At 65.0% G+C, this 26,445-nt stretch carries 21 protein-coding genes; 6 read left to right on the top strand and 15 right to left on the bottom strand.

The window, feature by feature from the left end; translation table 11 throughout:
- Positions 1 to 521: 521 nt before the first annotated feature.
- The 3 genes from AB0N72_RS05315 (at position 522) to sufU (ending at position 4,887) form a co-directional block, all read left to right on the top strand.
- A complete protein-coding gene (locus AB0N72_RS05315; protein ID WP_363929923.1) occupies positions 522 to 2,999 on the top strand; it encodes an ATP-binding protein in 2,478 nt (825 codons plus the stop codon).
- 79 nt (positions 3,000 to 3,078) lie between these two features.
- Positions 3,079 to 4,404: a cysteine desulfurase gene (locus AB0N72_RS05310; protein WP_363929922.1), complete on the top strand. Its 1,326-nt coding sequence runs from the start codon at positions 3,079 to 3,081 to the stop codon at positions 4,402 to 4,404.
- 30 nt (positions 4,405 to 4,434) lie between these two features.
- On the top strand, positions 4,435 to 4,887 hold the full coding sequence (gene sufU / locus AB0N72_RS05305) for a Fe-S cluster assembly sulfur transfer protein SufU (protein ID WP_363929921.1): 453 nt from the start codon (positions 4,435 to 4,437) through the stop codon (positions 4,885 to 4,887).
- A 22-nt stretch (positions 4,888 to 4,909) separates the two neighbouring features.
- On the opposite strand, the gene nhaA is transcribed toward sufU, so the two are convergent.
- The 4 genes from nhaA to AB0N72_RS05285 form a co-directional block, all read right to left on the bottom strand.
- On the bottom strand, positions 4,910 to 6,214 hold the full coding sequence (nhaA, locus tag AB0N72_RS05300) for a Na+/H+ antiporter NhaA (protein WP_363929920.1): 1,305 nt from the start codon (positions 6,212 to 6,214) through the stop codon (positions 4,910 to 4,912).
- A gap of 147 nt (positions 6,215 to 6,361) precedes the next feature.
- On the bottom strand, positions 6,362 to 6,583 hold the full coding sequence (locus AB0N72_RS05295) for an SCO4848 family membrane protein (RefSeq protein WP_018777351.1): 222 nt from the start codon (positions 6,581 to 6,583) through the stop codon (positions 6,362 to 6,364).
- Position 6,584: 1 nt separating this feature from the next.
- Positions 6,585 to 7,082 (bottom strand): DUF2505 domain-containing protein, encoded by a 498-nt coding sequence (locus AB0N72_RS05290; protein WP_363929919.1) that lies wholly within the window; start codon positions 7,080 to 7,082, stop codon positions 6,585 to 6,587.
- Between the two features lie 47 nt (positions 7,083 to 7,129).
- Complete coding sequence (locus AB0N72_RS05285) at positions 7,130 to 8,659, bottom strand: SDR family oxidoreductase (RefSeq protein ID WP_363929918.1); 1,530 nt, start codon at positions 8,657 to 8,659, stop codon at positions 7,130 to 7,132.
- Between the two features lie 108 nt (positions 8,660 to 8,767).
- On the opposite strand from AB0N72_RS05285, the gene mfd reads away from it, so the two are divergent.
- Together mfd and AB0N72_RS05275 are read left to right on the top strand one after the other, a co-directional pair.
- The gene (mfd, locus tag AB0N72_RS05280; protein WP_363929917.1) at positions 8,768 to 12,400 is read left to right on the top strand and encodes a transcription-repair coupling factor; all 3,633 of its coding nucleotides are present in this window, start codon (positions 8,768 to 8,770) and stop codon (positions 12,398 to 12,400) included.
- A gap of 4 nt (positions 12,401 to 12,404) precedes the next feature.
- Positions 12,405 to 13,208 carry a metal-dependent hydrolase gene (locus tag AB0N72_RS05275; RefSeq protein ID WP_363929916.1) on the top strand — a complete coding sequence of 268 codons (804 nt, stop codon included), beginning with the start codon at positions 12,405 to 12,407 and terminating at the stop codon, positions 13,206 to 13,208.
- A gap of 108 nt (positions 13,209 to 13,316) precedes the next feature.
- Here AB0N72_RS05275 and AB0N72_RS05270 read toward each other — a convergent pair whose 3' ends face one another.
- Together AB0N72_RS05270 and deoC are read right to left on the bottom strand one after the other, a co-directional pair.
- Positions 13,317 to 13,544 (bottom strand): hypothetical protein, encoded by a 228-nt coding sequence (locus AB0N72_RS05270; RefSeq protein WP_363929915.1) that lies wholly within the window; start codon positions 13,542 to 13,544, stop codon positions 13,317 to 13,319.
- A 55-nt stretch (positions 13,545 to 13,599) separates the two neighbouring features.
- Positions 13,600 to 14,292 carry a deoxyribose-phosphate aldolase gene (gene deoC / locus AB0N72_RS05265; RefSeq protein ID WP_363929914.1) on the bottom strand — a complete coding sequence of 231 codons (693 nt, stop codon included), beginning with the start codon at positions 14,290 to 14,292 and terminating at the stop codon, positions 13,600 to 13,602.
- Positions 14,293 to 14,486: 194 nt separating this feature from the next.
- Here deoC and AB0N72_RS05260 point away from each other — a divergent pair, with 194 nt between their 5' ends.
- Positions 14,487 to 15,917, top strand: coding sequence for a DUF222 domain-containing protein (locus tag AB0N72_RS05260; protein ID WP_363929913.1), 1,431 nt, complete (start codon positions 14,487 to 14,489; stop codon positions 15,915 to 15,917).
- A 22-nt stretch (positions 15,918 to 15,939) separates the two neighbouring features.
- Here the strand turns inward: AB0N72_RS05260 and AB0N72_RS05255 are convergent, their stop codons facing one another.
- From AB0N72_RS05255 to AB0N72_RS05215, 9 genes are all read right to left on the bottom strand, one after another.
- The gene (locus AB0N72_RS05255) at positions 15,940 to 16,812 is read right to left on the bottom strand and encodes an FAD-dependent oxidoreductase (protein WP_363929912.1); all 873 of its coding nucleotides are present in this window, start codon (positions 16,810 to 16,812) and stop codon (positions 15,940 to 15,942) included.
- 162 nt (positions 16,813 to 16,974) lie between these two features.
- A complete protein-coding gene (locus AB0N72_RS05250) occupies positions 16,975 to 18,318 on the bottom strand; it encodes a patatin-like phospholipase family protein (protein WP_363929911.1) in 1,344 nt (447 codons plus the stop codon).
- Positions 18,315 to 18,728, bottom strand: a complete 414-nt coding sequence (locus AB0N72_RS05245) for a hypothetical protein (RefSeq protein WP_363929910.1) — start codon at positions 18,726 to 18,728, stop codon at positions 18,315 to 18,317. Before AB0N72_RS05245 ends, AB0N72_RS05250 begins: the two co-directional genes overlap by 4 nt.
- Complete coding sequence (locus AB0N72_RS05240) at positions 18,725 to 19,207, bottom strand: hypothetical protein (RefSeq protein WP_363929909.1); 483 nt, start codon at positions 19,205 to 19,207, stop codon at positions 18,725 to 18,727. Before AB0N72_RS05240 ends, AB0N72_RS05245 begins: the two co-directional genes overlap by 4 nt.
- Positions 19,204 to 20,175, bottom strand: a complete 972-nt coding sequence (locus tag AB0N72_RS05235) for an acetoacetate decarboxylase family protein (protein ID WP_363929908.1) — start codon at positions 20,173 to 20,175, stop codon at positions 19,204 to 19,206. Before AB0N72_RS05235 ends, AB0N72_RS05240 begins: the two co-directional genes overlap by 4 nt.
- Complete coding sequence (locus tag AB0N72_RS05230) at positions 20,172 to 21,227, bottom strand: alpha/beta fold hydrolase (protein WP_363929907.1); 1,056 nt, start codon at positions 21,225 to 21,227, stop codon at positions 20,172 to 20,174. Before AB0N72_RS05230 ends, AB0N72_RS05235 begins: the two co-directional genes overlap by 4 nt.
- On the bottom strand, positions 21,224 to 23,161 hold the full coding sequence (locus AB0N72_RS05225; protein WP_363929906.1) for a hypothetical protein: 1,938 nt from the start codon (positions 23,159 to 23,161) through the stop codon (positions 21,224 to 21,226). Before AB0N72_RS05225 ends, AB0N72_RS05230 begins: the two co-directional genes overlap by 4 nt.
- The gene (locus AB0N72_RS05220; RefSeq protein ID WP_363929905.1) at positions 23,158 to 25,815 is read right to left on the bottom strand and encodes a GMC oxidoreductase; all 2,658 of its coding nucleotides are present in this window, start codon (positions 25,813 to 25,815) and stop codon (positions 23,158 to 23,160) included. Before AB0N72_RS05220 ends, AB0N72_RS05225 begins: the two co-directional genes overlap by 4 nt.
- 149 nt (positions 25,816 to 25,964) lie before the next feature.
- Positions 25,965 to 26,396, bottom strand: a complete 432-nt coding sequence (locus tag AB0N72_RS05215) for a hypothetical protein (protein ID WP_363929904.1) — start codon at positions 26,394 to 26,396, stop codon at positions 25,965 to 25,967.
- Between the last annotated feature and the right edge of the window lie 49 nt (positions 26,397 to 26,445).

Raw genomic sequence — 26,445 nt, 5'->3', positions numbered from 1 at the left:
GCCACGAATCGGGCCAGCCGGGAAGATCGAGCCCTACTCTCCGGCCCTGAATGCCTAGCCCGTTTGAGTACCCCCAAAAGAGCTCTCCGGCCCCTCGCATCCGAATCCGTGGCCATTTAACCAATCAATGGAGTAATCCGCAGGTATTTCGTGTCGGAACCAAGTAGTGGCTCGTCGGGGTACTGAGTACAACACAGTATCCGGCCCCCAAAAGCCCCTAAGTAATCGAGTACCGATTACTGGTGTACGGCATTTGCGCCCCCGGCAGTATTGATCTTGGAAGAACGGTTCAGCCCCAAGCATCACCGGGATTCCGAAAGTCGCATCAATCGCATCGGTGGTCTCTTCAGCCGATGCCCCGGCCACCGGAAGGTGGTCCGGCCCTGAACGAAGCCGGCGGCGACAGAGTCTTCTGAGACCGAGACTCTCCCCCCAGCCGCCGCCGGCTTCTAAGCCAGGGACCCCGCGAATCGCGGAAACAAAAACTTCCCGGACATGGGACTGCTGCTATTGGAGTGTGCATGCTGCCGGACCCTTGGCTGGACGAAGACACCGTCCCAGCCAGGCTGCGATCCCCGGCACTCCCGGACAGGGCACAGTTGCTGGAATTCGTCCTCTCGACCGTACGGTCACCCTCCACCAGCGGCATCGTGGTCGCAGGAGACAAAGGCTCCGGCAAGAGCCACTTGTTGCTCTCGCTCAAAGCCGGACTCCCCGAGACGATGGATGTCAGGACCTTTGCCGGAAGCCTGGACCTGAAAGCCACCGACTACGGCGTCCTGCGTTCAGGGGCAGGTGTGTTGGGTACCGGTGGGCCGGGCACAGGCGTGGGTGCACGAGTCCTGGGGGCCGGCCTTGATGCCGGAACCAACGAGGGCCTGCTGCCTGGACTGCACGTCTTCCGCGCGCTCACCCGCACGCTCGGACCGGCCAGCTACCTGTACTCGGCCCCCACCGCACGGCGACGCAGCAAACAGCACAACCAGCCCGCAAAGCCCCAACTGGTGGTGCTGGTGGACGACATCCACTACGTAGACCCGGCCTCGCTTGGCGTGCTGCTCCAGCTCATCCCAGGTTTCGGGGCCAAACTTGTAGCCACTGCAGACAGCCGCCGCCCACTCCCGCAGGACCTGTATCAACTCTGGGAAGACGGCTTCGTGGAGCAATTCCTCCTCCCGCCATTCACCCTCATGGAGGCCCACGCTTTGTGCGTGACTCTTCTCGGTGGCAAGGTGCAACGACGCGCCAGCAGCCTTCTTGCAGCAATGAGCGGTTTCAACGTGGGGATACTTTGCCTTGCCGTAGAGGATGCGCGTCGCGCAGGCCTCCTGGTGCAGCGGGAAGGCTATTGGATGATCGATACCCGGGCCCACTGCGACTGGCCCCGGGTAGTGGAGCATGTACGGGCCGAGAACGATAGCCGTCCGCCGGAGGAGAGGCTGGCCCTCGAGCTGATCGCATTGTCCGAGCCGCTCCCCGCCGAGGTCGTGGAACGCCACTATGGCCAGAAGGTCCTGGAAAACCTCTTGGCGGACCGGCACATCAGGCTGTTGCCGGGCTGGCCTCCGATGGTCCGCATGGGATCGTGGCTGAGGGGCGAGGGTACCCGGCTCGCTGTCCCACCGTCCCGCAGCCTTGCCCTCCACCAGCAGATCGAGGAACCCGGCCTTACCCCTGAGACAGCCCCGAGCCTGGTGCGTTGGATGACCTGGACCCTGGACTGCGGCGTCAGCCAGGCCGACGAACTCCTCCTGGCCGCCGCGCCCGCCGCCGACCGTCCCTCCACCGCTGAACTGGCCCTCAAAGCCGCCGCAGCAGTGAAGGCCCCGGATCACTCGGATGAAGCAGGAATGCTGAGGGTGCGCGCCTTGATTGCCGAGGGCAGGCTTTCCGAAGCCACGCCGGTTCTGCGTCGCCTGGCCGCAGCGGGCAGTCCGGAGGAAGTAAAGGCCGACGCCGGTGCCCGGCTGATGGCATTGGAGCTGTTGGGTGCGGTCCCCGGTGACTCGCTGGCAGAGGGCAGGGCCGCCGGGCCCGCTGCCCTGATCACGGAAAACGTGCGTGAAGCCGAGCGCCTGCTGCAGTCCGGTGCCGCCGTGGAGGCGTTGGCGAAGACCACCCAGGGAATGAAAACCGTAGGCAACGATCCCTCCTTGGAAACCTTCCGCCCGGGCGTTCTTCTCCGCCACGTCATCTGCCTGCGTCACAATCTGGCATGGGGCACCTTGGGCCCGCTCCTGAAGTATTCCGCCTACAACGTGCCCGCCCACGTGGCCGAATGTTCGGAGGCGGCACGGGCCTACACCGAGCTCAGCCAAGGCCTCCCGCGGGCAGCGTACGGCACCTTGGAGGCCGTGCTGGCAGAACTGTCCGACGCCGGCCTGCCGCCTGTGCGTTCGCTGGCTGCGGCCATGATGGCCTACTGCGAAGCGCTGCGCGGAAACCCCGGCCGGGCCATGGAACGGGCCACGCAAAGCGCCCAAGCCCTGGACAGCGTGAAGCCATCCGGCCTTCTGCCCCGGATCAGCGCCCTTTACATCGCCGCAGCCCGGGACGTTGCATCCGGCACATCCGGACACCTGCTGGCGCTCGCAGAACAATTCCATGAGGAGGGAAGCGTGTTGCTCGAAGCTGAGGCGCTCTCCCTCCTGGCGCTCAACGCAAGCAGTACCGCCGTCGACGATCAGGCCATCCTGAGCCGCTTGGCGGCCGCGGCATCCGACGTCGACGGTGCCGCTGGTGCGGCGCTGCGGACCTTTGCTGCTGCCCTGCTGGAGGACGAGCCCAAGTCGCTTGAGACGGCAGGGCGTTCATTGTCTGCGGACCGGCAGTTCGCGCATGCCGCCCGCTGCTACGCCCGGGCGGCTGCCGGGTATCAAGCCAAGGCACGCAAGGCCGCGGCACGCCGGGTATCGGTGCTTGGTGAACGGCTGCGCGGCGTCGTCGAGGGTGAGGCCGTGCCGCCGCCGGGCTGGGTCCCGGGGCGGGCGGGCAACTGACGTGCTGTACGGCACACTGCCCGATCCGGACCTGCGTGGGATAATGAGGAGTCCCTGAAGGATTCCCAAGGAGCGCCCCTTGACTGCCGTATCAACTCCCGCCTCATTGCAACAGTCCGTGCATGCCATGGACAACGAGGAGGTGTTGCGGATCCGGAACGACTTCCCTGTCCTGGATCAGCTGGTCAACGGAAAGCCCCTGATCTACCTCGATTCCGGCGCTACCTCGCAGAATCCGCTCAGTGTCATCGAGGCCGAGCAGGAGTTCTACGAGCAACGCAATGCCGCCGTGCACCGCGGCGCCCATCACCTGGCCGTCGAAGCGACGGAGGCTTTCGAGGACGCCCGCCAGACTGTAGCGGACTTCATTGGTGCGCAGTACGAGGAAACCGTGTGGACCTCCAACGCCACCGAAGGACTGAACCTCGTCAGCTACGCCCTGTCCAACGCGGCTTTATGGGCGGCGCAGGGACGCGGCGGCCCGGCTCTCAAGGACCTTGCGATCGGCCCCGGTGACGAAATCGTGGTCACCGAGATGGAGCACCACGCAAACCTGATTCCCTGGCAGGAACTCGCCTTCCGGACCGGGGCAACTCTGAAGTACATCCCGATCAGCGACGACGGCGCGCTCCGCCTTGATGCTGCTGCGGACATCATCGGAAGCCGGACCCGACTCCTGGCGTTCACACATGCTTCGAACGTCCTTGGCACCATCAATCCTGTGCCGGAACTCGTGGCGCTGGCTCGACGGGTGGGGGCCCTGGTGGTGCTGGACGCCTGCCAGTCCGTTCCCCACATGGCTGTGGACGTGAAGAAGCTCGACGTCGACTTCGCAGTGTTTTCCGGGCACAAGATGCTCGCTCCCACCGGTGTGGGCGTCCTTTACGGCAAGCAGGAGCTCCTTGATGTCCTGCCGCCGTTCCTCACCGGCGGTTCCATGATCACCACTGTCACCATGGAACGCGCGGAATACCTGCCCGCGCCGCAGCGGTTCGAGGCCGGAACGCAGCGCATCTCCCAGGCTGTGGCACTGGCGACCGCCGTCAACTACCTGGCCGAGACGGGCATCGACCGCATCCATGCTTGGGAAGCGACCCTGGGCCAGCGCCTGGTCAAGGGCCTTGAAAGCATCGAGGGCATTCGCGTCGTGGGTCCCGCTGCGGGTGCTGAACGGATTGGCCTGGCAGCGTTCGACGTCGCCGGAGTACACGCCCACGACGTCGGGCAGTTCCTTGACGACCGCGGCATCGCCGTCCGCGTCGGCCACCACTGCGCCCAGCCGCTGCACCGCCGCCTCGGCCTGACGGCCACCACCCGGGCGAGCACCTACCTCTACAACACCACGGACGACGTCGACGCCTTCCTCGACGCCGTTTCGGGCGTACGGGCCTACTTCCAGGCCTGACACAACGACTTATTCGAAGAAACGGGCATTATGAGTCTTGACCAGCTTTACCAGCAGATAATCCTTGACCACTCCAAGCAGCGGCACGGCAGCGGCCTGGCAGAAACAGACGCTCCCGCGGGCGCCTCGACAGGTCAATCCCACCAGCTGAACCCCGTCTGCGGGGACGAAGTGACGCTGCGGCTCGCCGTTGCGGACGGAACCGTACAGCAGATCAGCTGGGACGGCGCAGGCTGCTCCATTTCCATGGCATCGGCCTCCGTGCTCAGCGAGTTGGGGGAGGGGATGTCCGTGACGGAACTGCACTCGGTCATCGACAACTTCCGGGAGGTCCTGCGTTCGCGCGGCAAGGTGCAGGCAGACCCCGAGATCCTCGGTGACGCCGCGGCCTTCGAAGGGGTGGCCCGCTACGCCGCCCGCGTCAAGTGCGCCATGATCTCCTGGGTCGCTGCTGAGGACGCGCTGAACCAAGCCACCGCGTAGCCTGGAGCGGAGCACCTCACCATCAGGCGCGGGCAAAGACGTCAGGCACGCCATCGCCGTCGTCGTCCCGTTCTTCATCCGCCTGCACCTGCCGGTATCGCCGGTTCCGGGCCTTAAGCACGACGGCGGCCAGCAGCGCCGAGATCAGCGAACCTGCCAGGATGGCCACCTTGGCGTGATCGTTGTAGGCCGAACCAGCACCGAAACTCAACTCCCCGATGAGCAGGGAAACGGTGAATCCGATGCCAGCCAACAACGCCAGGCCGAACAGGTCGATCCACGCGATGCTTGAGTCCAGGCTGGCACGGGTGGTTTTGGTGACCAGGAACGTAGTGCCAAAGACACCAACGGCCTTGCCCACCACCAGGGCCGCGACGATGCCCACGGCCACAGGATCCCGCAACGCCGCGCCCATTCCGTCCAGCCCGCCCAGGGCCACCCCGGCGGAGAAGAAGGCGAAAGCGGGAACGGCGAAACCTGCAGAGAACGGGCGCAGCCGGTGTTCAAAGTGTTCGGCCAGCCCTTCGGCGGGCTCGTTCTTCTTCCCGCTGGCGAACACCGGCACGGCGAAGCCCAGAAGGACACCAGCAACCGTGGCATGGATGCCGGACGCGTGGACGAATGCCCACGTGGCCAAGGCCAGGGGAACCAGTAAGTACCAGCTGCGGACCCGCTTCTGCACCAGGAACGTGAAGAGGGCCAAAGGAACCAGGGCGGCCAGCAGCATCAGCGGTTGCAGCCCGGTGGAATAGAAGAAGGCAATGATGCCTATCGCGATGAGGTCATCCACCACGGCAAGGGTCAGGAGGAACGTCCGGAGCGCGGCGGGGAGGTGGGTGTTGATGACGGCCAGGACCGCCAGGGCGAACGCGATGTCGGTGGCCGTGGGGATCGCCCAACCTTTGAGCGTCTCCGGAGATCCCGCGTTGAACAGGACGAAGATCAGGGCAGGAATCACCACGCCGCCGATCGCGGCCGCCACAGGGACGACTGCCCTGGCTGGTTTCCGGAGTTCCCCGGCCACGAATTCACGTTTGAGCTCAAGGCCGGCCAGGAAGAAGAAAACCGCGAGCAGGCCGTCGGAGGCCCAATGCCCCAGGCTCAGCTCAAGATGCCAGGGTTCGAAGCCGAGCTTGAGGTCGCGGAGGGAAAAGTAGCCGTCGGCGGCTGGGGAGTTGGCCCAGATCAGGGCGATAAGCGTTGCTGCCAGGAGAAGAGCGCCGCCAACGGTTTCCGTGCGCAGGATCGAGAGGATCCGGCGGTACTCGGGGTAGCTGGAGCGGGAAAAGACTTTGCCGGAGGGCGATGCGGGGGGCTGCTGGGCCACGGGGGCTCCTAACGGTGGGCGGGTACGTCAAAAACTCCGCCGACCAGACTTCCCGGCACACCACTGTCCATCCTACCCAACCAGGTCGCAGATCAGGTCGTTCCCAGCGCTCAGAACGACGTGAACTGCGACCCAGTTGGGTGAAACTTAGGCGACGAGGCCCGCGATCCCGATGACCGCCGTCGCGAGCCCCAGCACCATGGAGATGGTGACCAGGACGACGTGTACCGTCAGGAACTTGGTGGCCTTCCCGGCAGCGTCGCGGGCCCGGGGGTCCTTCATGACGCGCTTGAGGAACTGCGGCCACACAGCCAGTGACCAGACGCCGGCCACGATCAGGACCACCGCAAGGATTGCGGGAATCTGCATGCTAGTGGCTTTCGAGCCAGGCCTGCGCCTGCTGCGACTGGATGCCCAGGGCTTTGCCAACCATCGGCTCTGCGGCGTCGGCGATCTTGCCCCCGAGGAACGGAACCGAGGAGGTCACGTTGCCCTCGAGCTCGATCCGGGTGTTGCCGCCTTCAGCGACGAGGCGCTGGACTGCGGTGACGTCCAGCGGGGCGCCGGCGATCTTCAGCGCGATCTTGCTGGCGCGTGAGCCGTCCGCAGCAGGAGCTTCCCACTCCTCGGTCTGGGTTACCTTCAGGGTCTCGCCAACGAACTTGCGGGCGATTTCCGGCAGGCGCGTGGTGGGCAGCGTCCGGACGGTGGTGGTGGTGAAAGCGCCGGCGGTGTCGCCGTCAACGGTGAACGATTCCAGCGAGCCGCCCACGTATTCGCTCGTGTGGCGCAGGAAATCCTCGTCGACAAAGACGGCCGCTACGCGGTCAACGCTGTGGGGCAGGGTGGTGGATGCACTCAGGGCCATGGGTCCTCCGTGGATGGTGGTGGTGAAGCTTTTTAGCTCCCAACATCCTACGGTGTCCGGGTGGACACACTGGAACCGGCCTCTTCCTGGAGGGCGGTGGCAGCGGCGGAGATGTTGCGGGCCATCGACGGGAAGATGAATCCGTGGAATGGGTAGACGCCCAGCCAATAAAGCCTTCCTGCCAGCCCACGCGGGAAGAAGATGGCGCGCTGCTTGTACAGGCTGCCGTCACCGTCCGGCTCCACGCCCAGTTCAAGCCACGCGCCGCCAGGTGCGCGCATTTCGGCACGCAACCGCAGCAGGTGGCCCCGGTCGATGGCCTCAACCCGCCACCAGTCCACAACCTCGCCGGCGTTCAGTGTCTTGGGGTGCCGCCGGCCCCGCAGGAGTCCCGCGCCACCCTGAAGCTTGTCCAGCCACCCCCGCACCTTCCATGCCAGGGGCAGCGAGTACCAGCCGTTCTTGCCGCCGATGCCCTCGATGATCCTCCACACGTACTCTGGCTTTGCCTCGCTGTGGAAGGTCCTTTCGTCCAGGAACACTTTGTAACCGGCCCAGTCGGGGTCGCTGGGGAGGGGGTCGGCGTCGATTCCGGCGTTGGCCCAGGTAGTCTCCACCTGCCCGTCCCGTTCCTTGCCCAGCGCCAACGCAACGGCGCGGCGGTAGGAGGTCAGGCCGCCGTCGGGCTGCTTGATGTAACGGTCGACGTCGTGCTCCCGCGACACAGCGTCGTGCTGGAGCGACTGCACCAACGGCAGGGACATGGACAGCGGAATGGGCGTCACCAGCGCTACCCACAAGCCGGCCAGTTTGGGCGCAGGAACAGGAAGGGCGATCACCAACCGCCGGGGAAGCCCGCGCTCCACGGCGTACTCGTTCATCATTTCCTTGTATTTCAGGACGTCGCGGGAGCCGATATCGAAGGAGCGGTTCAGCTTGTCCGGAAGCGAGGCCGCGGCCACGAGGTAATGCAGCACGTCCCGTACCGCGATGGCTTCGATCCGGTTGTTGACCCAACTGGGTGCGGGCATGACCGGCAGGGTGTCGGCCAGGTGCCGGATCATCTCGAACGAGGCAGAACCAGAACCGATCACCACGCCGGCCTGGAACACGATGGAGTCCACGCCGGACTGCAGGAACACCTTGCCCACGGTTTCGCGGGAACGCATGTGCGTGGAAAGTTCCGTGTTTTCCGGATGCAGTCCGCCGAGGTAGACGATCCTGCCCACTCCGGCTTGCGACGCCGCCCCCGCCACCAAACGGGCCATTGCCTCTTCCTTTGCTTCGAAGCCACTGCCCGAGGCCATGGAATGGACCAGGTAATACAGGACGTCAACGCCCTGCAGCGCATCGGTGAGGCCATCGGCGTCGGACAAGCTGTTCTCAACGATCTCGACGTCGTCATGCCAGGGAACGTCGGCGATCTTTTGGGGAGTGCGGACCAGGACTTTGACCTGGTGGCCAGCCTCAAGGAGGCGAGGGACCAGGCGCCCGCCGATGTAGCCGGTGGCGCCGGTCACCAGCACTGACTTGGAGTGGCGCGGGGTGTTGGAATGCGTAGCTTCCGAAGGCTGCAAAGGAACTCCTGGGGCTGGGGTGGAGGTAGGCTGGAATGACCCGGCATTCATCTGAATTTCCGGGCATTTGTGTTGCCTGCCCTTGGACCCACCCTAGGAGTTTCTGCCATGAGCCTCAACGGTCTGCGCCGCGCACTGGCGGAGGACAAGACTTTTGCGCGCGTTCGAACCGAGGCGCAGCGGCCGTTCACCGACCGCAACAGCGACTACCAGATCAGCGCGCCCACAGGGATGCGGGCCGTCCTGATTGCCGAGATGGCAGATGCCTTGGCCGAATCCGGTGCCGGTGACGCGGGCGCTCCGGTGGTCCTCGCAGTCACCGCCACCGGCAGGGAAGCCGAAGACCTCGCCGCAGCACTGTGCTCCTATCTCCCCGCAGACTCCGTGGCCGCGTTCCCCAGCTGGGAAACCCTCCCGCATGAGCGGCTCTCGCCGCGCTCGGACACCGTTGGCCGCCGGCTCTCGGTCCTGCGGCGCCTCACGCACCCTGAAACCTCGACGGCGGCCCCGCTGCGTGTGGTGGTGGCTCCAGTCCGCGCAGTGGTCCAGCCCATCGTGGCCGGGCTGGGGGACCTGGTTCCCGTGACGCTTCAGGTGGGCCAGGAGCGCTCCTTCACGGAGGTTGTCCGGGCTTTGTCGGATGCCGCCTACGCGCGCGTCGACATGGTGACCCACCGTGGCGAATTCGCCGTCCGCGGCGGCATCCTCGATGTCTTCCCGCCTACGGAAGACCACCCCATCCGTGTTGAGTTCTTCGGCGACGAGGTGGACCAGATGCGCTGGTTCGCCGTGGCCGACCAGCGCTCGCTGTCCGCGCCCGGAGTTCATCACCCCACGGAGCTGCACGCCCCGCCGTGCCGGGAAATCCTGATCACCCCGTCCGTGATGTCCCGCGCTGCCAAGCTGAAGGCGGACATGCCCGCCGCGGCCGACATGCTGGAGAAGATAGCCGGGGGCATCGCGGTCGAGGGCATGGAATCCCTGGCGCCCGTGCTGGTGGATGCCATGGTGCCGTTCGTGGACCAGCTCCCGGCCGGCTCCCTTTCCGTGGTGATCGAACCGGAGAAGGTGCGCACCCGCGCGCACGACCTCGCGGCGACCAACGAAGAGTTCCTCGAGGCGGCTTGGTCAACGGCGTCCGACGGCGGTGCGGCGCCACTGGACCTGTCGTCCCAGGCATCAACGGACCTGCACGCCGCCAGTTTCCGCTCGCTCACGGACACACGCTCGTCCGCGCTGGCACACGGCGTGTCCTGGTGGTCCATTACCTCCCTGGCCTCGGATGAGGACCTGGTCCTTGATATCGACGTGCTGAACATGCGTGCCCGCGAACCCCGCGGCTATCAGGGCGATGTTGCCGAGATGCTGGAATTCATCGGCTCCCGTGTCCGTGAGCAGTGGCGTGTTGTGGTGGTCACGGACGGTCCCGGTCCCGCCCAGCGCCTTGCCGAGTTGTTCCACGATGCCGACATTCCGTGTTCCCGCGTCGAGTCCTTGGATCACGAACCGCAGCCGGGCATCATCGAGGTGACCACTGCCGCCGTCGGACGCGGTTTTGTCCTGGACGGCCTCAAACTGGGCCTGCTGACGGAAGCGGACCTCCTGGGCCGTGCAACGGCCAGTTCCACGAAGGACATGCGGCGCATGCCTTCCAAGCGGCGGAATGCAGTGGACCCGCTGCAGTTGCACGCAGGGGACTTCGTTGTCCACGAACAGCACGGAATCGGCCGGTTCGTCGAACTCATCCAGCGCAAGGTGACCGGGACGTCGTCGTCCGATGCGGGCCTGCGCGAGTATCTGGTGCTGGAATATGCACCCTCCAAGCGCGGCGCCCCGGGCGACCGCTTGTTCGTACCGACAGACCAGCTTGATCAGGTAACCCGCTATGTCGGTGGCGATACTCCCGCGCTGAGCAAAATGGGTGGGGCCGATTGGGCCAGCACCAAATCCAAAGCCCGCAAAGCCGTCAAGGAGATCGCCGGCGAGCTGATCCGGCTCTACTCGGCCCGCATGGCATCCCGCGGCCACGCGTTCGCGCCCGACACCCCGTGGCAGCGCGAGCTTGAGGAAGCGTTCCCCTATGTGGAGACTCCGGACCAACTGACCACCATCAACGAGGTCAAAGCAGACATGGAGCGCGAAATTCCCATGGACCGCCTGGTCTCCGGTGACGTTGGGTACGGCAAGACCGAGATTGCTGTCCGGGCGGCGTTCAAGGCTGTCCAGGACGGCAAGCAGGTGGCTGTACTGGTGCCCACAACGCTGTTGGCCCAGCAGCACTACGAGACGTTCACTGAGCGCTTCTCGGGGTTCCCGCTGCGGGTCAAGCCGCTGTCCCGCTTCCAATCCAGCAAGGAAGCCAAGGAAACGGCCGAGGGCGTCAAGAGCGGGGCCGTGGATGTCGTGATCGGTACGCACAGGCTTCTGTCCAAGGACTTCGAGTTCAAGGACCTGGGCCTGGTCATTGTGGACGAGGAACAGCGCTTCGGCGTGGAGCACAAGGAAGCGCTCAAGAAGATGCGCACCAACGTGGACGTCCTGGCCATGAGCGCTACACCCATTCCGCGAACCTTGGAAATGTCCCTCACCGGCATCCGGGAAACATCCACACTTGCCACGCCGCCGGAAGAACGCCACCCGGTGCTGACGTACGTGGGGCCGTTCACGAACAAGCAGACCTCCGCTGCCATCCGCCGCGAACTCATGCGCGAAGGACAGGTTTTCTTCGTACACAACCGCGTGTCCTCGATCGAGCGCATTGCCGCCCAGATCCGCGAACTCGTCCCTGAGGCGAGGGTGGAGGTAGCGCACGGGCAGATGTCCGAGAGCCGCCTGGAGAAGATCATTGTGGACTTCTGGGAGAAGCGCTTCGATGTCCTGGTGTGCACCACCATCATCGAAACCGGCCTGGACATCTCCAACGCCAACACCTTGATCGTGGATGGCGCCGACAAGTACGGCCTCTCACAGCTGCACCAGCTCCGTGGCCGTGTTGGCCGTGGACGTGAGCGCGCCTACGCCTACTTCCTCTACCCCTCCGAGAAGCCGCTGGGCGAGGTGGCGCTGGAACGGCTCAAGGCCGTGGCGGCGCACAACGAGCTCGGCGCCGGCATGCAGCTGGCCATGAAGGACCTGGAAATCCGCGGTGCGGGCAACCTGCTCGGTGGAGAACAGTCCGGCCACATCCAAGGCGTCGGCTTCGACCTCTACATACGCCTGGTGGGCGAGGCCGTGGCAGAATACCGCGGTGAGGCCGAGGAGAAGGCCGCCGAGATGAAGATCGAGCTGCCCGTCAACGCACACCTGCCACACGACTACGTTCCGGGGGAGAGGCTGCGCCTGGAGGCATACCGCAAGCTCGCGGCCGCCGTCACCTACGAAGCGATCGACGAAGTCCTCGCAGAACTGGTGGACCGCTACGGCGAGCCGCCGCTGCCGGCACAAAACCTCATAGCCGTGGCCCGCTTCCGGGTGGGTGCCCGCGAAGCCGGGCTGTCCGACGTCGCGCTCCAGGGCAATTTCATCCGCTTCTCACCGGCGCAACTGCCTGAGTCCAAAACCATGCGCCTGAACCGCATGTACCCGGGATCGCAGGTCAAGCCTGCCCTGGACGCCGTGCTGATTCCCAAGCCCAAGACGGCCAGGATCGGCGGCAGGGACCTGCAGGATGCCGAAATTCTCCAGTGGGCCAACAACGTCATTGAAGCGATCTTCGCCGATGTGCCCGTGAAGGCGGGCTAAGCGAATGATGGGAGGACACCACGCCGCGTCGGGAGCCGCGGCGTGGATAGCTATTGCCTCGACGGGCCCTTACGCACTGGGCTGGTACCCCTTGGATTCCACGGGAATCCTGATCGGAGCCATGGCGACGGCGGGCACCGCCTTGGTCTGCGACTGGGACCACCGGCACAGCACCATCGCGAATTCACTGCCGCCGCTATCCAACGTCATTGCAGTGGGGATCGAGAAAGCCAGCGGCGGGCACCGGCAAGGGACGCACTCGCTGCTGGGGGCGTCCGCGTTCGTGGTGCTCGCGGCGATGGCCGCACAGTTCCAGATGGTGACGCCAGTGGGAAAGCTTTCCGTGGGCGCCGGATTGTTGTGCATGTTCATGATCAACCTGGCCGCCAAGGCGTTGAACCTGTTCCCGAAGTCCGGTTGGATCACCAACTGGCTCTTTGCCTTGGTCATGGCCGGCCTGGTGACCTGGTTCGCCCCGGACCAATGGGGTTGGCTTCCGTTGTCCATGCTCACAGGCGTGGTGGTGCACATCGTAGGGGACATGATTACCGTTGGTGGTGTGCCGCTTTTATGGCCCGTTGTCATCAAACCACCGAAATTCCTTCGAAAATCCTTGGTCAGCGGAATCTGGCGCGCGAATGGGGCGTTCTCCCTGCCGCTGCTCGGGCGAGCGGGTTCGCGCCGAGAATGGCTCGTCCTGATTCCCGTCAGCGGATACGCCATGGTGGGGATGGGGGCCGCAGCCTGGACGCTGGCGCAGCTCCACTGGCCAGGATTCCTGGCGGCCTTGGGTGGAGTGATGAGGTAGCCGCCGCTGCCTGGGTGATGAGGTAGCCGCCGCTCCCGGGCCGCTATCAGGCTGATGTCGAAAAAATGGCCCGGGCGGGTGCCCGGGCCATTTTTGCGTTTGAAGGATTTAGCTTTCGCCGGCGGAATCCGAACGACCAAGAATGGTCTGCGGGATCCAGAAGGCCAGTGCAAACAGGCCCAGGCACACGGCCATCGGCCACGGGTTTTCCAGGCTCAGGAACGAGAGCGAGTAGATGGCGCCCAGGAAGAGCACGATCATGACCACGAACAGGACAATGCTTGTGCCGAGATTGTTCTCTTTTTCAATGGGGGCACTTGTGGCGTTCTTGGACATTCATTCCTCCTCGGCCCCGCGGGGCTCAAAAATCTGTGGCGGTTTTGCGGAAGCCTCAGTAGGCGGATGAACCCTGTTCACCCTTGACGATGGCAATTCCGGAACTCGCTCCGATACGTGTTGCACCAGCAGCAATCATAGCCTGTGCATCGGCCAGGGACCGCACTCCGCCGGACGCCTTCACTCCAATGTCCGGCCCTACGGTCTTGCGCATCAGGGCAACGTCCTCGGGCGTGGCGCCGCCCCCATTGAATCCAGTGGAGGTCTTGACGAAGTCTGCGCCCGCTTCCACGGCTGCTTCGCAGGCAATGACCTTCTGCTCGTCAGTCAACATCGACGTCTCGATGATGACCTTCAGGATGGCCTCGCCGGCGTGGACAGTCTCCGCCACGGCCTTGATGTCATCCACCAGCGCGCCCTTGTCGTTGGCGCGGGCCGCAGCCATGTTGATCACCATGTCGATTTCGTCGGCGCCGTCAAGCACGGCACCGCGGGCTTCGAAGGCCTTGACGTCGGTGGGAGTGGCGCCCAAAGGGAAGCCGACCACGGAACAGGCCAACACGCCTGAGCCCTTGAGTGCCTTGGTGACGGTCTTGACCCACACGGGGTTCACGCACACGGACTTGAACCGGTACTCCACGGCCTCCGAGCACACCTTGAGGATGTCGGCTTCGCTCGCCTCAGGCTTCAACAGTGTGTGGTCGATGTAGGAGGCGATGTTTGCAGGGGCGACGGCTTCGTTGCTCATGGGATCCTTCCGTGCAGGGCGTGGCCGGCCCGGTGGCCGCAGGGTTGTCACTGCCCGTCAAAGGACCATCTTGCCACATCTGCCCTGGGTGGTTTGGTGGGGCTCTTTAGGGGTGTGCCGGGCTTTGGCGGGGTTTTCCACATAGGTGGTTTGGTGGCTGTCCGGGTGTGGGGGTGGCTGGGAGTGTTGTTGATATGGAACGGATTCGGGAGGGGCTGGAGGCTGGGGTTGGTGCCGCCCAGGCTGCTGATGCTGGTGCGGTTGAGGAGCGGGGAACAGCCTGTGGCGAGCTCGGCGGTGAGCTGATCGCTCAGTTGCGGGCGTTGGAGGAGATGAAGTCTTCCATCTGCGCGTTGCAGGCGAGGATCACGGCGGCTTTCGATGCCGCCCAGCGTGCTCAAGAGGCCGAGGCGGGGGTTCCGGTGTCCGGGCGGGGCCTGGGTGTTGGGGCGGAAGTGGCGTTGGCGCGGCGGGAATCGCCAATCCGGGGATCGCGTCTTTTGGGGTTGGCGAACGCGTTGGTACTGGAGATGCCGCACACCATGGCCGCCTTGGAAGCGGGCCAGCTGAACGAGTGGCGGGCGATGTTGCTCGTGAAGGAAACAGCGTGCCTGTCCGTGGAGGACCGGGCTTCGGTGGACGCCGAACTCGCGCCCGACACCGGGACGTTCGATGGGGCCGGGGACAAGGACATCATCGCCGCGGCCCGTGCCGCGGCGTACAGGCGCGACCCCCGCTCGGTGGCCAACCGTGCAGCCCGTGCCGCGGCAGACCGGAGCGTGAGCCTGCGGCCGGCACCGGATGCCATGACGATCCTGACCGCGCTGCTCCCGGCCGCCCAGGGGGTTGCGGTGTACGCAGCGTTGTCCCGGGCGGCGGACACTGTCCGGTCAGGTCCCGGCCCGCGTGGGGAGGTGCGGGGCCGGGGCCAGGTCATGGCCGATACCTTGGTCGAACGCATCACCGGCAAACACGGTGGCATCAACGGGGTCGAGATCCAACTCGTCATGACGGACCGTACCCTGTTCCAGGGTGACTCCGAACCGGCCAGGCTCCAGGGCTACGGCATCGTCCCGGCACACTGGGCACGGGAACTCACCAATCCCAGCCAAGGACCAAACCCGCCAAGGCAGAGGCCGACGGACAGCAGCGGCGGTCAGTCAGGAACCGAGCCACAGGCAGCAGCACCCGTGCGGGATACTGAATACGCAGTCTGGCTACGGCGTCTTTATACCGCCCCGGCCTCAGGGGAGCTGCTAACTACGGACTCCAAAGCGAGACTTTTCCCGCCACGGCTCCGGCGATTCATCGAAACCCGCGACCATACCTGCCGCACCCCGTACTGTGACGCGCCCATCCGCCATATCGACCACGTGGTCCCGTGGCAACAAGGAGGGCCCACCAGCCTGGACAATGGCGCGGGGCTCTGCGAAGCCTGCAACCACAACAAGGAACACCCCGGCTGGACCGCAACGACGGCGGGCACTATGGCTCCCGCCAGCCGCGGAGGCCCAGGCACCGGAACCCCCCACACTTTCACCGTCCAAACACCAACCGGACACAGCTACCAGTCCAAGGCGCCGCCCTTGCCCGGACACGAGTATGCCGGGGCAGGTACCTCATGAGCGGCTGCTCATGCATGCCTGATCAGGCGGCCAAAGCAGGCTGTGCTTCGCTTCCCACATTGCCCAACAGCATGCCCGAAGCACACAGCATCGCGGACGACTCGGCAGACAGGAGCAGCCCCAAGCGAAGACCATCGCAGGAGGCGGCATCGCCGATCGCCCAAATGCAGGGGACGGAGGTGGCGAGGTCGCGCCCGACGGCTATCCCGCCGTCGAAAGCTATCCGGAGGCCGGCACTTTCGGCGAGGTCGTTGCGGGCAGTCCGCTCTTCGGCGAGGACCACGAGGTCGCCCTTCATGCTGCTGCCGTCCTCAAAGACGATTCCAGTGGCAGGCAGTGCTGCTCCGGAGACCCCGGAGTCGGCACCCGAGGGAACCACGGCGGTTGGCCGGAGGGTGGTCCGGACCGGACGGACGCCACGTGCCCGCAGTACTGCTTCAGCCTGGCCCGCTGCTGGACCATTGCCCACGAGGATCCCCAAGGGCCTGCGGCCCACAACACGGGCGACGTCCTTGACGGCCTCACCAATGTGGGCGGCGTCGTCAATGGTGGAGTAGCTCAGGACTGAGTCGGCGCCGTCCACAGGAGGCAAAACCGGTGCCGAACCCGTGGCGATCACCAATTGGTCGTAGGTGAACTCCATGCCGTCCACCGTGGTGACAACTTTGGCGTCAGCATCAATGAAACTCGCTGCCTGTCCGAAGCGCACAGAGACCTGGGGAAGTTCCGCGAGCTCCAGAAGGGACTCCGGGCAGTCGTCGCGGTTGCTGAGAACCGTGATGGTGCCGGCGAAGGGGCGAAGCCTGGTGTCAGCCGTGCCAGCCAATCGGCGCACCAATGCCTGGGCTGCGGGACCTGCGCCGGCGATGACGATGTGAAGGGAAGTGGAGGACATGGGTGGGCCCTTTCGCTGATGACCTGTTTGGTGCTGTTGAAGATCAGCGTAGGGGGCCGGTTTTTCGCGGGTGTTTCACCCCTGTTGCCATCTTTGGCTCATCCGTAGCGTGCTGTTTACCCGCCGGTAATAACGTGCGTCACATGCGGGCCCGGAAAGGACTCAGTACCGGCGCATCAGGTCACCGAACCCGTTGGCCGTAAACCGCGCCACGGCCTCCGCACGCTCAGCGAACCCGTGTGCCCCTACGGGTTCGATGGATGCCAGCAGGCCTGCCGCATCGCTCGGAGCCATGGTCATCTCCACCACGTGGTTTCCCGTCTCGAGGCGGGCGCTGCGGATGTCCGACCATGCATCGGGCCCGGGATCGTCGTGCAGGGTCCGGGTGACGGACACATCCTGCCATCCACCGTCCAGCCGGACCCGGGCGCGGTAAATGACGTCATCGCCAACGGCCTCCACGTGGCCACCCGCCAGGAAGACCCGACCCAGCCGCGGATGGTCGAGGTAGCCGCTGAGCTGGGCTGTCCCGGCCCCTGCGTCGGCGGGCATCACGATGGCGGCGCGGAACGTCAGCGGTTGACCCTCCAGTTCGCCGTGCAGAACGTCGATGAAACGGACACCCGGGGACGGCTCCGTCATCGCTGTGCAGGCCGGATCCTTCGCGAGCCCGGCCGGCGGTCTCGCCTCAAGGTACGCCCGGGCATCGCGGTACCCCATACCGATCAGGGTGTCGGCGTCGATCCGCCCCAGGTAGAACTCAGGGTCCAAGGGCAGCGGGTGCTCGGGCCGGACCACATGCAGCACAAACTCCCGCCCTGCTGCTGCGGCGGCGTCGAAGTCTGCCAGGAGTGCACCCATGGCACTCATTTCGATCATGTGCACGTATTGCTCCAAGGGCCCGTCACCCCAGTACGGGGAGTTGCCGATGCACCAAATCAACCAGACTTCCTCGGCGCCGCGCCGGAGTGCTTCGGCAACGTTGGCGTCCCGCACCCAGACGGCGTCCGTCCAGATCTGCCCGTGTCGGCGCAGCGGCTTGAGGAAGATAGGCAGCGACATGCCGGCCGCCATCAGTTCAGCGTCAATGTGGGCAGCATCGATTGCGTGGCACTGCTTCGACGTGAACTCCACTACGTTGAACGAACCTTCGACGGCGTCCGGTTCCGCCGCACGGGCACGGATGGTTTCGGCGTCGATCCCAAGAGCAGGAAAGATCTCCCTGAGGATGCCGTCGGCGTCCCCAAGGGCAGGAAGCGACCATGGGCCTTTGAGGTAGTCACGCAGGGCCAGCGCGGAGCTGAAGTCCTTGACGTCCACGCCGGACCAGCGGCGGCACATTTCGTCCGCGGACACCCCGGAGAGCATCATCCCGGCGGTCAGGATGCCGCCGGAGGTGCCGTCGATGTGCTGGAACTCCACGCCCTCCTCGGCGAGCGCCTTCACCACACCCGCTTGCCAGGCTACGCGCATCCCTCCGCCGGCAAGGACCAGCGAGCGTTTCATGGTGTTCTTCCGTGGGCCAGTCCGGGATTGGCTGCCGGGGCATTTATCCGGCGCCAGTAGATGAAGAGGAGGACCGCCGTCGCGAGGTCAAAGAAGGCGACCCAGAGCGCGATCGGAGCGAAGACCCCGTTCATTACTCCTACGCCCACCGCGCCGAAGGCTCCGGCTTTCTGCACCCCGGACCAGAGAACAACCTCGGGGGAGGGGGAGCCGCTGAGCAGGGTGTGGAGGAGCAGTCCGCCGACCACCATCATGAACATTCCCACCGTGCCGAAGAGCTGGCGGGTCGTGGCAGTGTCCTCGGAACCGAGTATCCGCAGGATGGGACCTCCAAACGGGAGCTGCGAGGCGCCGGTCAGGACAGTGATGACGGCAATGACGCCCAGGACCGCGCGGAGTGCTTCTGTCATGTGAAGGACTCCAGCAGTCGGCCCCGGTCAACAAGCAGCCACACCATGGACGCCCAGGTCAGGGTAGAGACGTAGAAGCGGACGTCGTTGAGCATCATCCACCGTTTGAGCAGGGATCGGAGTTCGGTGTCGTCGTTGAAGTCGCCGCCGCGGATCCTCACGTTGATGGGAATGATGATGCCTTGGCCCACAACGGTCAGGGTAATGATGCCCACCAGGCAGATGATGGCGAAGATGACACGGACGGTGCCCCATTCGGACCACACCAGAATGCCGCCGGAGATGAACATGATGGGCACCACGATGGTGAAGAACTTGGTGGCAGCACGGGTGGGGATGCCAAAATGCATGTCCACGTTGTCCCGCGCCAGTGAGCGCCACGTGGGGTAGAGGAAGAATTTGAGGACCCACATGGTGCCGACGTACATGGTGGCGCCGAACAGGAAGTAAAGCGCGTTGGCCAGGAGGAGCCAGTTCATGGCGTGCCGCCGCTTGGTCCCGCTTGGGCAGCGGCGCCTGGTATGCGGCTGCGATCCGGGGGAGCGAGCCAGTCCTGTCCTTGGCCGAGGTCTGTCACGCTGTCCAACATGTCACCACCTTGCAGGGCCACTGCCTCCAACTGGGTGGGGGCGGTGAGGAACCATGCTTCGTAGTGGTCGTCCAGGACGCCGTGGGCTTGCGGCAGCCAGGCTGTGAAGACCGGGTTGCTTTCCACTTGGAGATTTTTCAAGGGCTCGACGCCGGGTGCGTCACCGAGGACGAGGCGTGCCTTGGCCTGTGCTCCTAAAGCTATGTCTCCGGTGGCTTCGAAGTAGATGTCTGATTTCCAGAGCATGTTGCGGAAGACGCAGTAGTTGGATGCCGCCAGTTTGAGGGGAAGGCCCATCGGATCGGGCCTTTCTATTTCGATGTAGCAGCCCAGCTGGCCGTCTTTGTCATACAGTGCGGACACCGTGGAGTCCGTGACAACGAAGTCGAGGTTGGCTTGGTGCTTGGGCATGCCCCAGATACCCTTGCCGCCCTTGACGGAGACTTCCGTGCTGACCGGCAGGTCCACCACGAACTGGCCGAGCTTGAACGTCTTCTGGAACAGCAACGGAAGGATGGGCGGTGCGGGCCTGCTGCCATGGGTAATGGCGATGGCCAGGGAGTATTCGATGTACTTGCCGATGTCCGTGGATTTGTAGTTGACCACCGTTACCACCAGCAGCCCTTTGCCGCCGAGGCTGAAGGGTCGCATTTCCGAGCCCGGCAGGATCGCAGCGGCTGCGCGCTTGTTGATTGGGAAGGCCGCCATCAGCACGGGCGAATCATCGGAATTGACCGGCATCACGTACTTGATCCCGTCGGCGAAGGCATGCTGGCCCCGGAGGCGTTCCTGTCTGCCTGGAACCGGCGAGGGCAGGAGTTTGAGGAGGGGGGTGACCAGCTGCGTGAGGGTTTTCATGAGTTCGGCTCCTTGGTTCCGTTCAGCTCCTGGAGTATGACGGGGAAGGTGTCCTGCCAGGCGTGATCGCCGAAGAAGACGTCCAGGTGCCCGTAGCCGGGGATGAGGTGGAGTGAGTCCTTGCCTGGGCGGTGTTTCTGGAAGAAGTCGTAGGTGCGTTGCTGGCTTTCGGGGAGGAAGCACCGGTTGTCCAGGCCCGCGATGAAGGCGAACCTGGCATCGGTTTGTGGAGCTTTGGCCACCAGATTGCCGGGCAGTTCAGGGTGGTCGCCGGCGGCCACCATGTGCCCTGCCTTGATACTTTGGCCCATCTCTTCGAAAAACGTCACTGGTACCTCCGCGAATTCGCCGCTGAGCCATTGGTGGGTGGCGTCGTCGAGGTTTTCGTGGGACCAGAGGGCAGGCCGGCCACTGCCGTAGGTGAAGCTGACCATTTTGCAGACGGTGTTGTCGCACTCGTGGTGGGTGGCTTTGACCAGGCCGCGGATGGCCCGGGTGAAGTAGCCCTGGGACTTGTAGCCCCAAGCGGGTGAGAGGTACGGGGTGAACACTTTCACTACCGGTGTGAGGTAGTCGATTTTCAGCCGTGAGAAGGCCGGTACCACCGGGTGCAGGGAGACGGCGTTGGACACGATGGTCTCTACCTGCGGCAGCAGGCCCGCGACGGCGGACATGGTGAACGACGTCGACCCCTGGCAGTGGATCACCGCCTTCATGGTCTCGGCACCAGTCGCGTTCAGGACGTACTCGACGGCGGCGGGATGGTCGTACACGGCGGCGTCGGCAAGGGTCCAGGACAGGGGGTCGAGGTCGATGGATGCCCGCCAATTCAGCATCCACACATCCCAGCCGTCTTCCAGAAGGACGTCCACCAGGGTGGTCCGTACCGGTGGCCGGAACAGTTCAGCGCGGACGCCTGAACCGTGCACCAGCAGCACGGGGCCCTTGCTGGGTTCCACGGGTGATGTGACATGGACCAGGCTCAGTGGAGTGTTGTCCCGGGCACGGAACGGGAGGACCTCGGTCCGGTGCTCGGCACGGGTGATGATCATGGCGGGGTGCCTTTCCGTGCGATGGTGATGGGTTCTTCAAGCAGCCGAATGGCAGGTAGGCCGGCTTCGGGAGCCAGCCGCGCACCGTCGTCGTTCACGTCCAGTCGCCAGTCGCGGCAAATGGTGTCCACCACCAGGGGGTAGACCGTCAGTGAGCCGTCCGTGGCCAGGTGGAGGCGGAGGAAGCCCTTGTGGTCCTCGATGGATTGGCCGGACATTTTCCAGGTGGACACTTCTCCGCTGGGAGTGGACAGGATGTACAGCGCGAATGCCTCGCTGCCCAGCACCCAGCCGCCCAGGTCCACCACGGCCAGCGCCAGGAGCACCACCACGATGTCCGGCCAAGAGCGGGGCCAAGGGATAAGGATTACGACGGCGGCACTCACCGCGAGCGCGGACAGCTGATAGAGCGCTCCACGGGCGAAGACGATGCTCCCGGCGCGGGCGAAGCGCAAGAGCCCGGCTGCAAGGGCTGTCAGGCCAACGAGCACTGGCATGCAGAGGACCAGGACAGCGACGAGCAGGACGGTGTTTCCGTGGGTGAGCCCGCGGAGGCCGTCCACGAACGACTCGCCGCGGAAGGCGCTGAACACGGTCCAGGCCGTCAGTGCGGCAACTACGTGGACCATGCCCATGGTGGCTCCGAAGCCCGGATTGCGGACCGGGAGCCAGGAGGGGGAGAGGGGGTTGGCCAGACGCGGTCCAAGCAGGTGGGAGTCGCTCTGGTCTGGATAGATGGTGGGCGTCCTTGTGAAACGGCGGTGTGTTACCGGGCGGGGTCCGGCTGCGGGCAGGAGGAGCTCGTCCGGCAACCAGTGGGCGTCGGAGAGGTAGGCGCCCCCGAGGCCGCAGGTGATCATCTGCGTTGCGCTGGCTTCCTGTGGCTCGTGTTGTTGGTACCGGGAGTAATGGTGGAGGTCCCCGCTGAGCCATAACCGGACGCTGGCGCCGGTGGCCTCGAACAATTGGGTTTCCGGATTGAAGCGGCGCAGCAGGTAGTCCTGCTCGAAGAAGCTGACCTGCCTGAACCCGGCGCTGCCCTTGACCCAGAAGGGGGCGGCTACGCAGAGGATGATCGCATCGCCGGGTTGCAGCACGGAGGTGACATTTCGGTAGAAGTAGTCCAGTTGGGGCTCGTCGATGTATTGGCCCAGTTGGCTGTCCAGGCCCAGCAGCCACCAACCGGGTGTTCCGTGATGATCCGGGGTGGGGGTCCGGCCTGTGAGCCGCACAGCGAAGTAGCTGCGCGTCTGGATGGTCCGCCACCGTCCGATGTTCCGTTGCCGGGTGAAGATCCGGATAAAGGAGGTCAATCCGTCGTACCAATCGTGGTTTCCGGGAAGGGCCAGCATGACGGGTGAATCGTTCTGAGGCCGGCTGTGCCAGCCAGGGTTCGGGCCCGGGCCGTTGACCGGGCCCGGCAAGGGCCGTCCAGGCAGTGCCGTCCTGTAGGGACCCACCATCCGGTCCTCGTAGCCGGCGGGGGATGCCACCGGGTAGACCTCGTCACCGCCCAGGACCAACACCTGGCCTCTCGGCAGGTCCAAGCCGCTTACTGTCAGGATGTCCTGGGCCAGCAGCGAGGCGATCGTGTACGTGGCATCGAAGCCGTCGCCCAGGTCCGCGGCGAAGTCCAGCCACAATTCCGCTGTCTGTTCTGAGTGGTTTGCGTCCATGTCGGCGGGCCGGGGCAGGCCGCGCGCACTGACCACAGGTTGCGCCGGCTGGCCAGCGACGGGCAGCTTGTCCAGGGTCAGCTGATCGGCTGGAAAGCTGCCCTCCAACTCGCGTTTGTCACCAAAATCCGCGAAGACCGTGGCCGCCATGACCTTCAGCGCCGTGCGCGCAAGCGACCTGGGCGAGAGCCAGCGGACCGCGGTCCGGGGAGTAAACCCCAGAACGTCGTGGTGTCGGGCGAGCTCCCGGCTCTTCATCGCTTCGGCTTGAGGGGAAACGGCACGCGTCTGGGGACCCGCCCGTAGACTTGCCAAAGCTCGCCGCCAAACAGTTTGCCAAACGTCAACAGTCCCTCGGCCGGAGCCGGCCCCTCGGCCCGGAAAGTGGTCAGTTGCCTGGCGAAGTCCCATGGACGGATGTAGAGGATTCCCGCACCGAGGGTGCCTTCCGGCAGTTCACTGGGTTCAGCAGGGATGTCCGGAGGCACTTCCGTTTCCGGGGGCGGGACATGGCCCCGCGCGATGCTCGCATAGAGCGTTGTGGTGTCTGGCCAAAGGTCGAATCCGGCCTCATTGTGGATGAGTTTGTGGCCCGAGAAAGTGAAGGGCGTGCCACCAGGGTCCCGCAGCCACAAGCGGTAGAGCATGCGCCTGGCTGGCCCGTCGTCGGAAGCGTCTTCCACGAACAGGTTGAACCATCCACGCTCCACCGGCATCCGGCCACCGAAGTAGTCTGCCAGCACGTACCCCTCGGCCTTGGCAGGGTGCCTCGGATCCGCTGCGAACGCGTCGATGTCTTCCGCCGTGATGGTCAGCTCGAACATGATCCTCCGGGAGCGGTCCCTGCCCAGGCTGCGGCCCTTCTCCGGATCCGTGACGCCAGGACTGAACCAACCGTGCATCTGCTCGGTGAACCGCACGGAGGTTGCTTCCTTTGCCGCATTGCTGGGCAGCTCCAGGCCGCGGGTTCCCGGTCCAGGCCCGGTAACTGCGCTCGCAGGCTGTTCCGGCTGGGCGGCCTTGCCTTTGGTGGCGTCCGGCGCCAATGCCCGCGGAGCCAAGCCGCCGACGTCGACGACGACGCCAGCCGCCTCCCGCTGAACCGTCACCGCATCGCTGGGGCTGAGGCCCCTGTGGCGGGCCTGGCCGCCGGCCTCCAGGATATGGGCGCAGGTGCGCTCGGCGAAGGCGGCAATGGTCAGGGAAGGGTTGGCACCCACCGGCCCGGGCATCGCAGCACCATCCACTACGAACAGCCCGGGGTACCCGAAGACTTCGCCGTACGCATCACAGACTGCTTCGCCAGGATGCCGTCCGGCCGGTGCGCCACCGATCGGGTGGACGGTGATGACGCGTTTGGCCCACCAGAGTGGGTTGTCGATGAAGTCTCCGTCCAGGTCCTTGGCGATCTCGGACATCGTTCGGCGGACCCGTCCGAAGTACTCAGTGGACGTGGCCATCGTCCATGCGATGGCAAGCCTGCCCTCGCGAAGTGTCATCACACCGTCGGGTATGTCCCTGCCCATGCCGAGCAGCGGCACGGAACTGGACGATAACCGTCCGTCGCCCAGGGCGGCGGCCAGGTCGGCGGAGACGCTGGACCGGCCGGCGTCGAACAGCCTGTCCTTGAAAAGCTGGCCGGCTACCTTCGCGGTTCGTTTGACGGCGGTCTTCAGTTGGGCCGTTTCGATCAGCCAGTTCATGAAGGCGGGGTACCCGGCGTCTTCCACGTAATAGCCGCGGCCATCGCCGTCGTCGTCGTTCGAGTCCGGGATCCTGACTGCAGTGGTGATCACGGGTCCCTTGCTCCCGGAGAGCATCCGGACGCCTGGCCGGGAGCCGTTGCTTGGGGGTGTCTTGGCATCCATGATGAACGTCAGGAGATCGCCGTTGCCGCTGAAGCGGGTGCCCAACGCCTCGCTGAGCGCGGGCAGGGAAGCGTGGTTGCGGAGCAGCAGGAAGTTGGTCCCGAAGGTGCCCGCGCCGAGGATGAGCCGGCGGCAGTGGATGATCTGCTCGGTCAGCAGCCCGCCTTGGTTTTCCGGTTTGTGCACCACATACCGGACTTCGTATCCGCCACCCCCAGTGCCCGGAGCGAGTGGCCGGATCCCCCGGACGTCGTGGAATGTGCGGATATCGGCACCCTTGAAGGCCGCCGCCGAGAGGTAGTTGTGGTCGAGGGTGTTCTTGGCGCCGGCGTTGCAGCCGATGTCGCATTCGCCGCTGAGCGTGCAGGTGGTCCGCACAGTGTTGGGGCCGTGGATGCTGCCGTAGTGGGGGAGCGGGAGAGCTTGGTTGGTGCGGGGTGCTGCGCCCGGTCCGGAGGAGAACGTGACGGCGATCGGCGGACGGGTGATGGAGAGGCCCAGGTTTGCTGCTGTTTTTTCCATGGCCATCGTCTTGGCCGTGTCCTGATACGGGTATGGAACGGGTTGGAGCATGTCCTCTGCGGCTTTGTAGAAGGGATCAAGGTCGGCCCTGGTAAAGGGCCAGTTCTCGTAGCCGCCCCCTGGGACGGGGGATTCGTTGACGAACCACTTCTCGTCCTTGCGCAGCAGCACGTTTGCGTAGATCAGCGAGCCGCCGCCGAGGCCGCTGGAGACCAGCCCCTCCGTGCCGCGGAACGTCCATGCGTCGAAGAGCCCGTACAAACCGCGGTCCGGGTCCCAGAAGTTCCTGCCCATTTCCGACGGCGAGCGCGCGAAACTACCCGGCGGGTAGGGTTTTCCGCGTTCCATCAGCACCACTGATTGTCCTGCTTCGGCCAGGCGCAGGGCCGCAACCGAGCCGCCGAAGCCCGAACCAACAACCACGGCGTCCACTTTTTCGATGCCGTCCGGACTGCGGCGTCGGGGATCACCGGCGGGTTCGGGACCCGCGTCCCCACTGTTCCCGGTCCCCAGACGACCCACGGCCGTTCCTCTCAAAGGAGAGCTGACTACATGGCAGCGGCAGAGGGCGCCGGCGTGGCCGGGCGTTGCCTCCGCGGACTATGGGCCTTATGTTCCCACCGGGCGTGGAATCTGTAAATGAGGTGGAGTAATCCTGTTCGGGTGCGGGGTCAGGTGATTCGCCTGTACACCATGTCGAAGTCGTGCTCCAGTGGTCCGCCGGGGTACGTTCCGCGCTCCAAACGGGCGGTGATGGTGTTGCCGTCGCCGCTGAATCTGCCAACGAAGCGCTGGGGCCAGTCCGGTCCATCCCGGTAGAGCGTCCAAAGGTTGTCCCTGAGCGTCATGTCGTAGATCCGGGCAACGCCCCGTGAGTCGAAGTAATGCTGCTGGAAGGCCCCGTCGGAACCGGTTGCACCAATGATGCTGACTGCATTGGGATATTCCGGCCGTTGCACTGTGGAGCGCTGGATGAGGAAGCCGCCGCCTTCCAACCATTCAAAGGTTGTGCGGCCCTGTGTTCCGGCGCTGGGGATCGTGGTCTCCCATACGCCCACAAGGATGTCCAACTGCTCCAGGCTTGGTTCCGGTTCGCGTGCCATGGCTGTCCCTTTTGTCGGGGTATGAACAGCTTCAGCGTAGGACCTGCCG

Origin of the sequence: Paenarthrobacter sp. NPDC089307, assembly GCF_040685055.1 — a bacterium.
GTDB lineage: Bacteria > Actinomycetota > Actinomycetes > Actinomycetales > Micrococcaceae > Arthrobacter.
The sequence above is the reverse complement of the archived record's forward strand: the minus strand, read 5'-3'. Positions and strand labels throughout refer to the sequence as shown.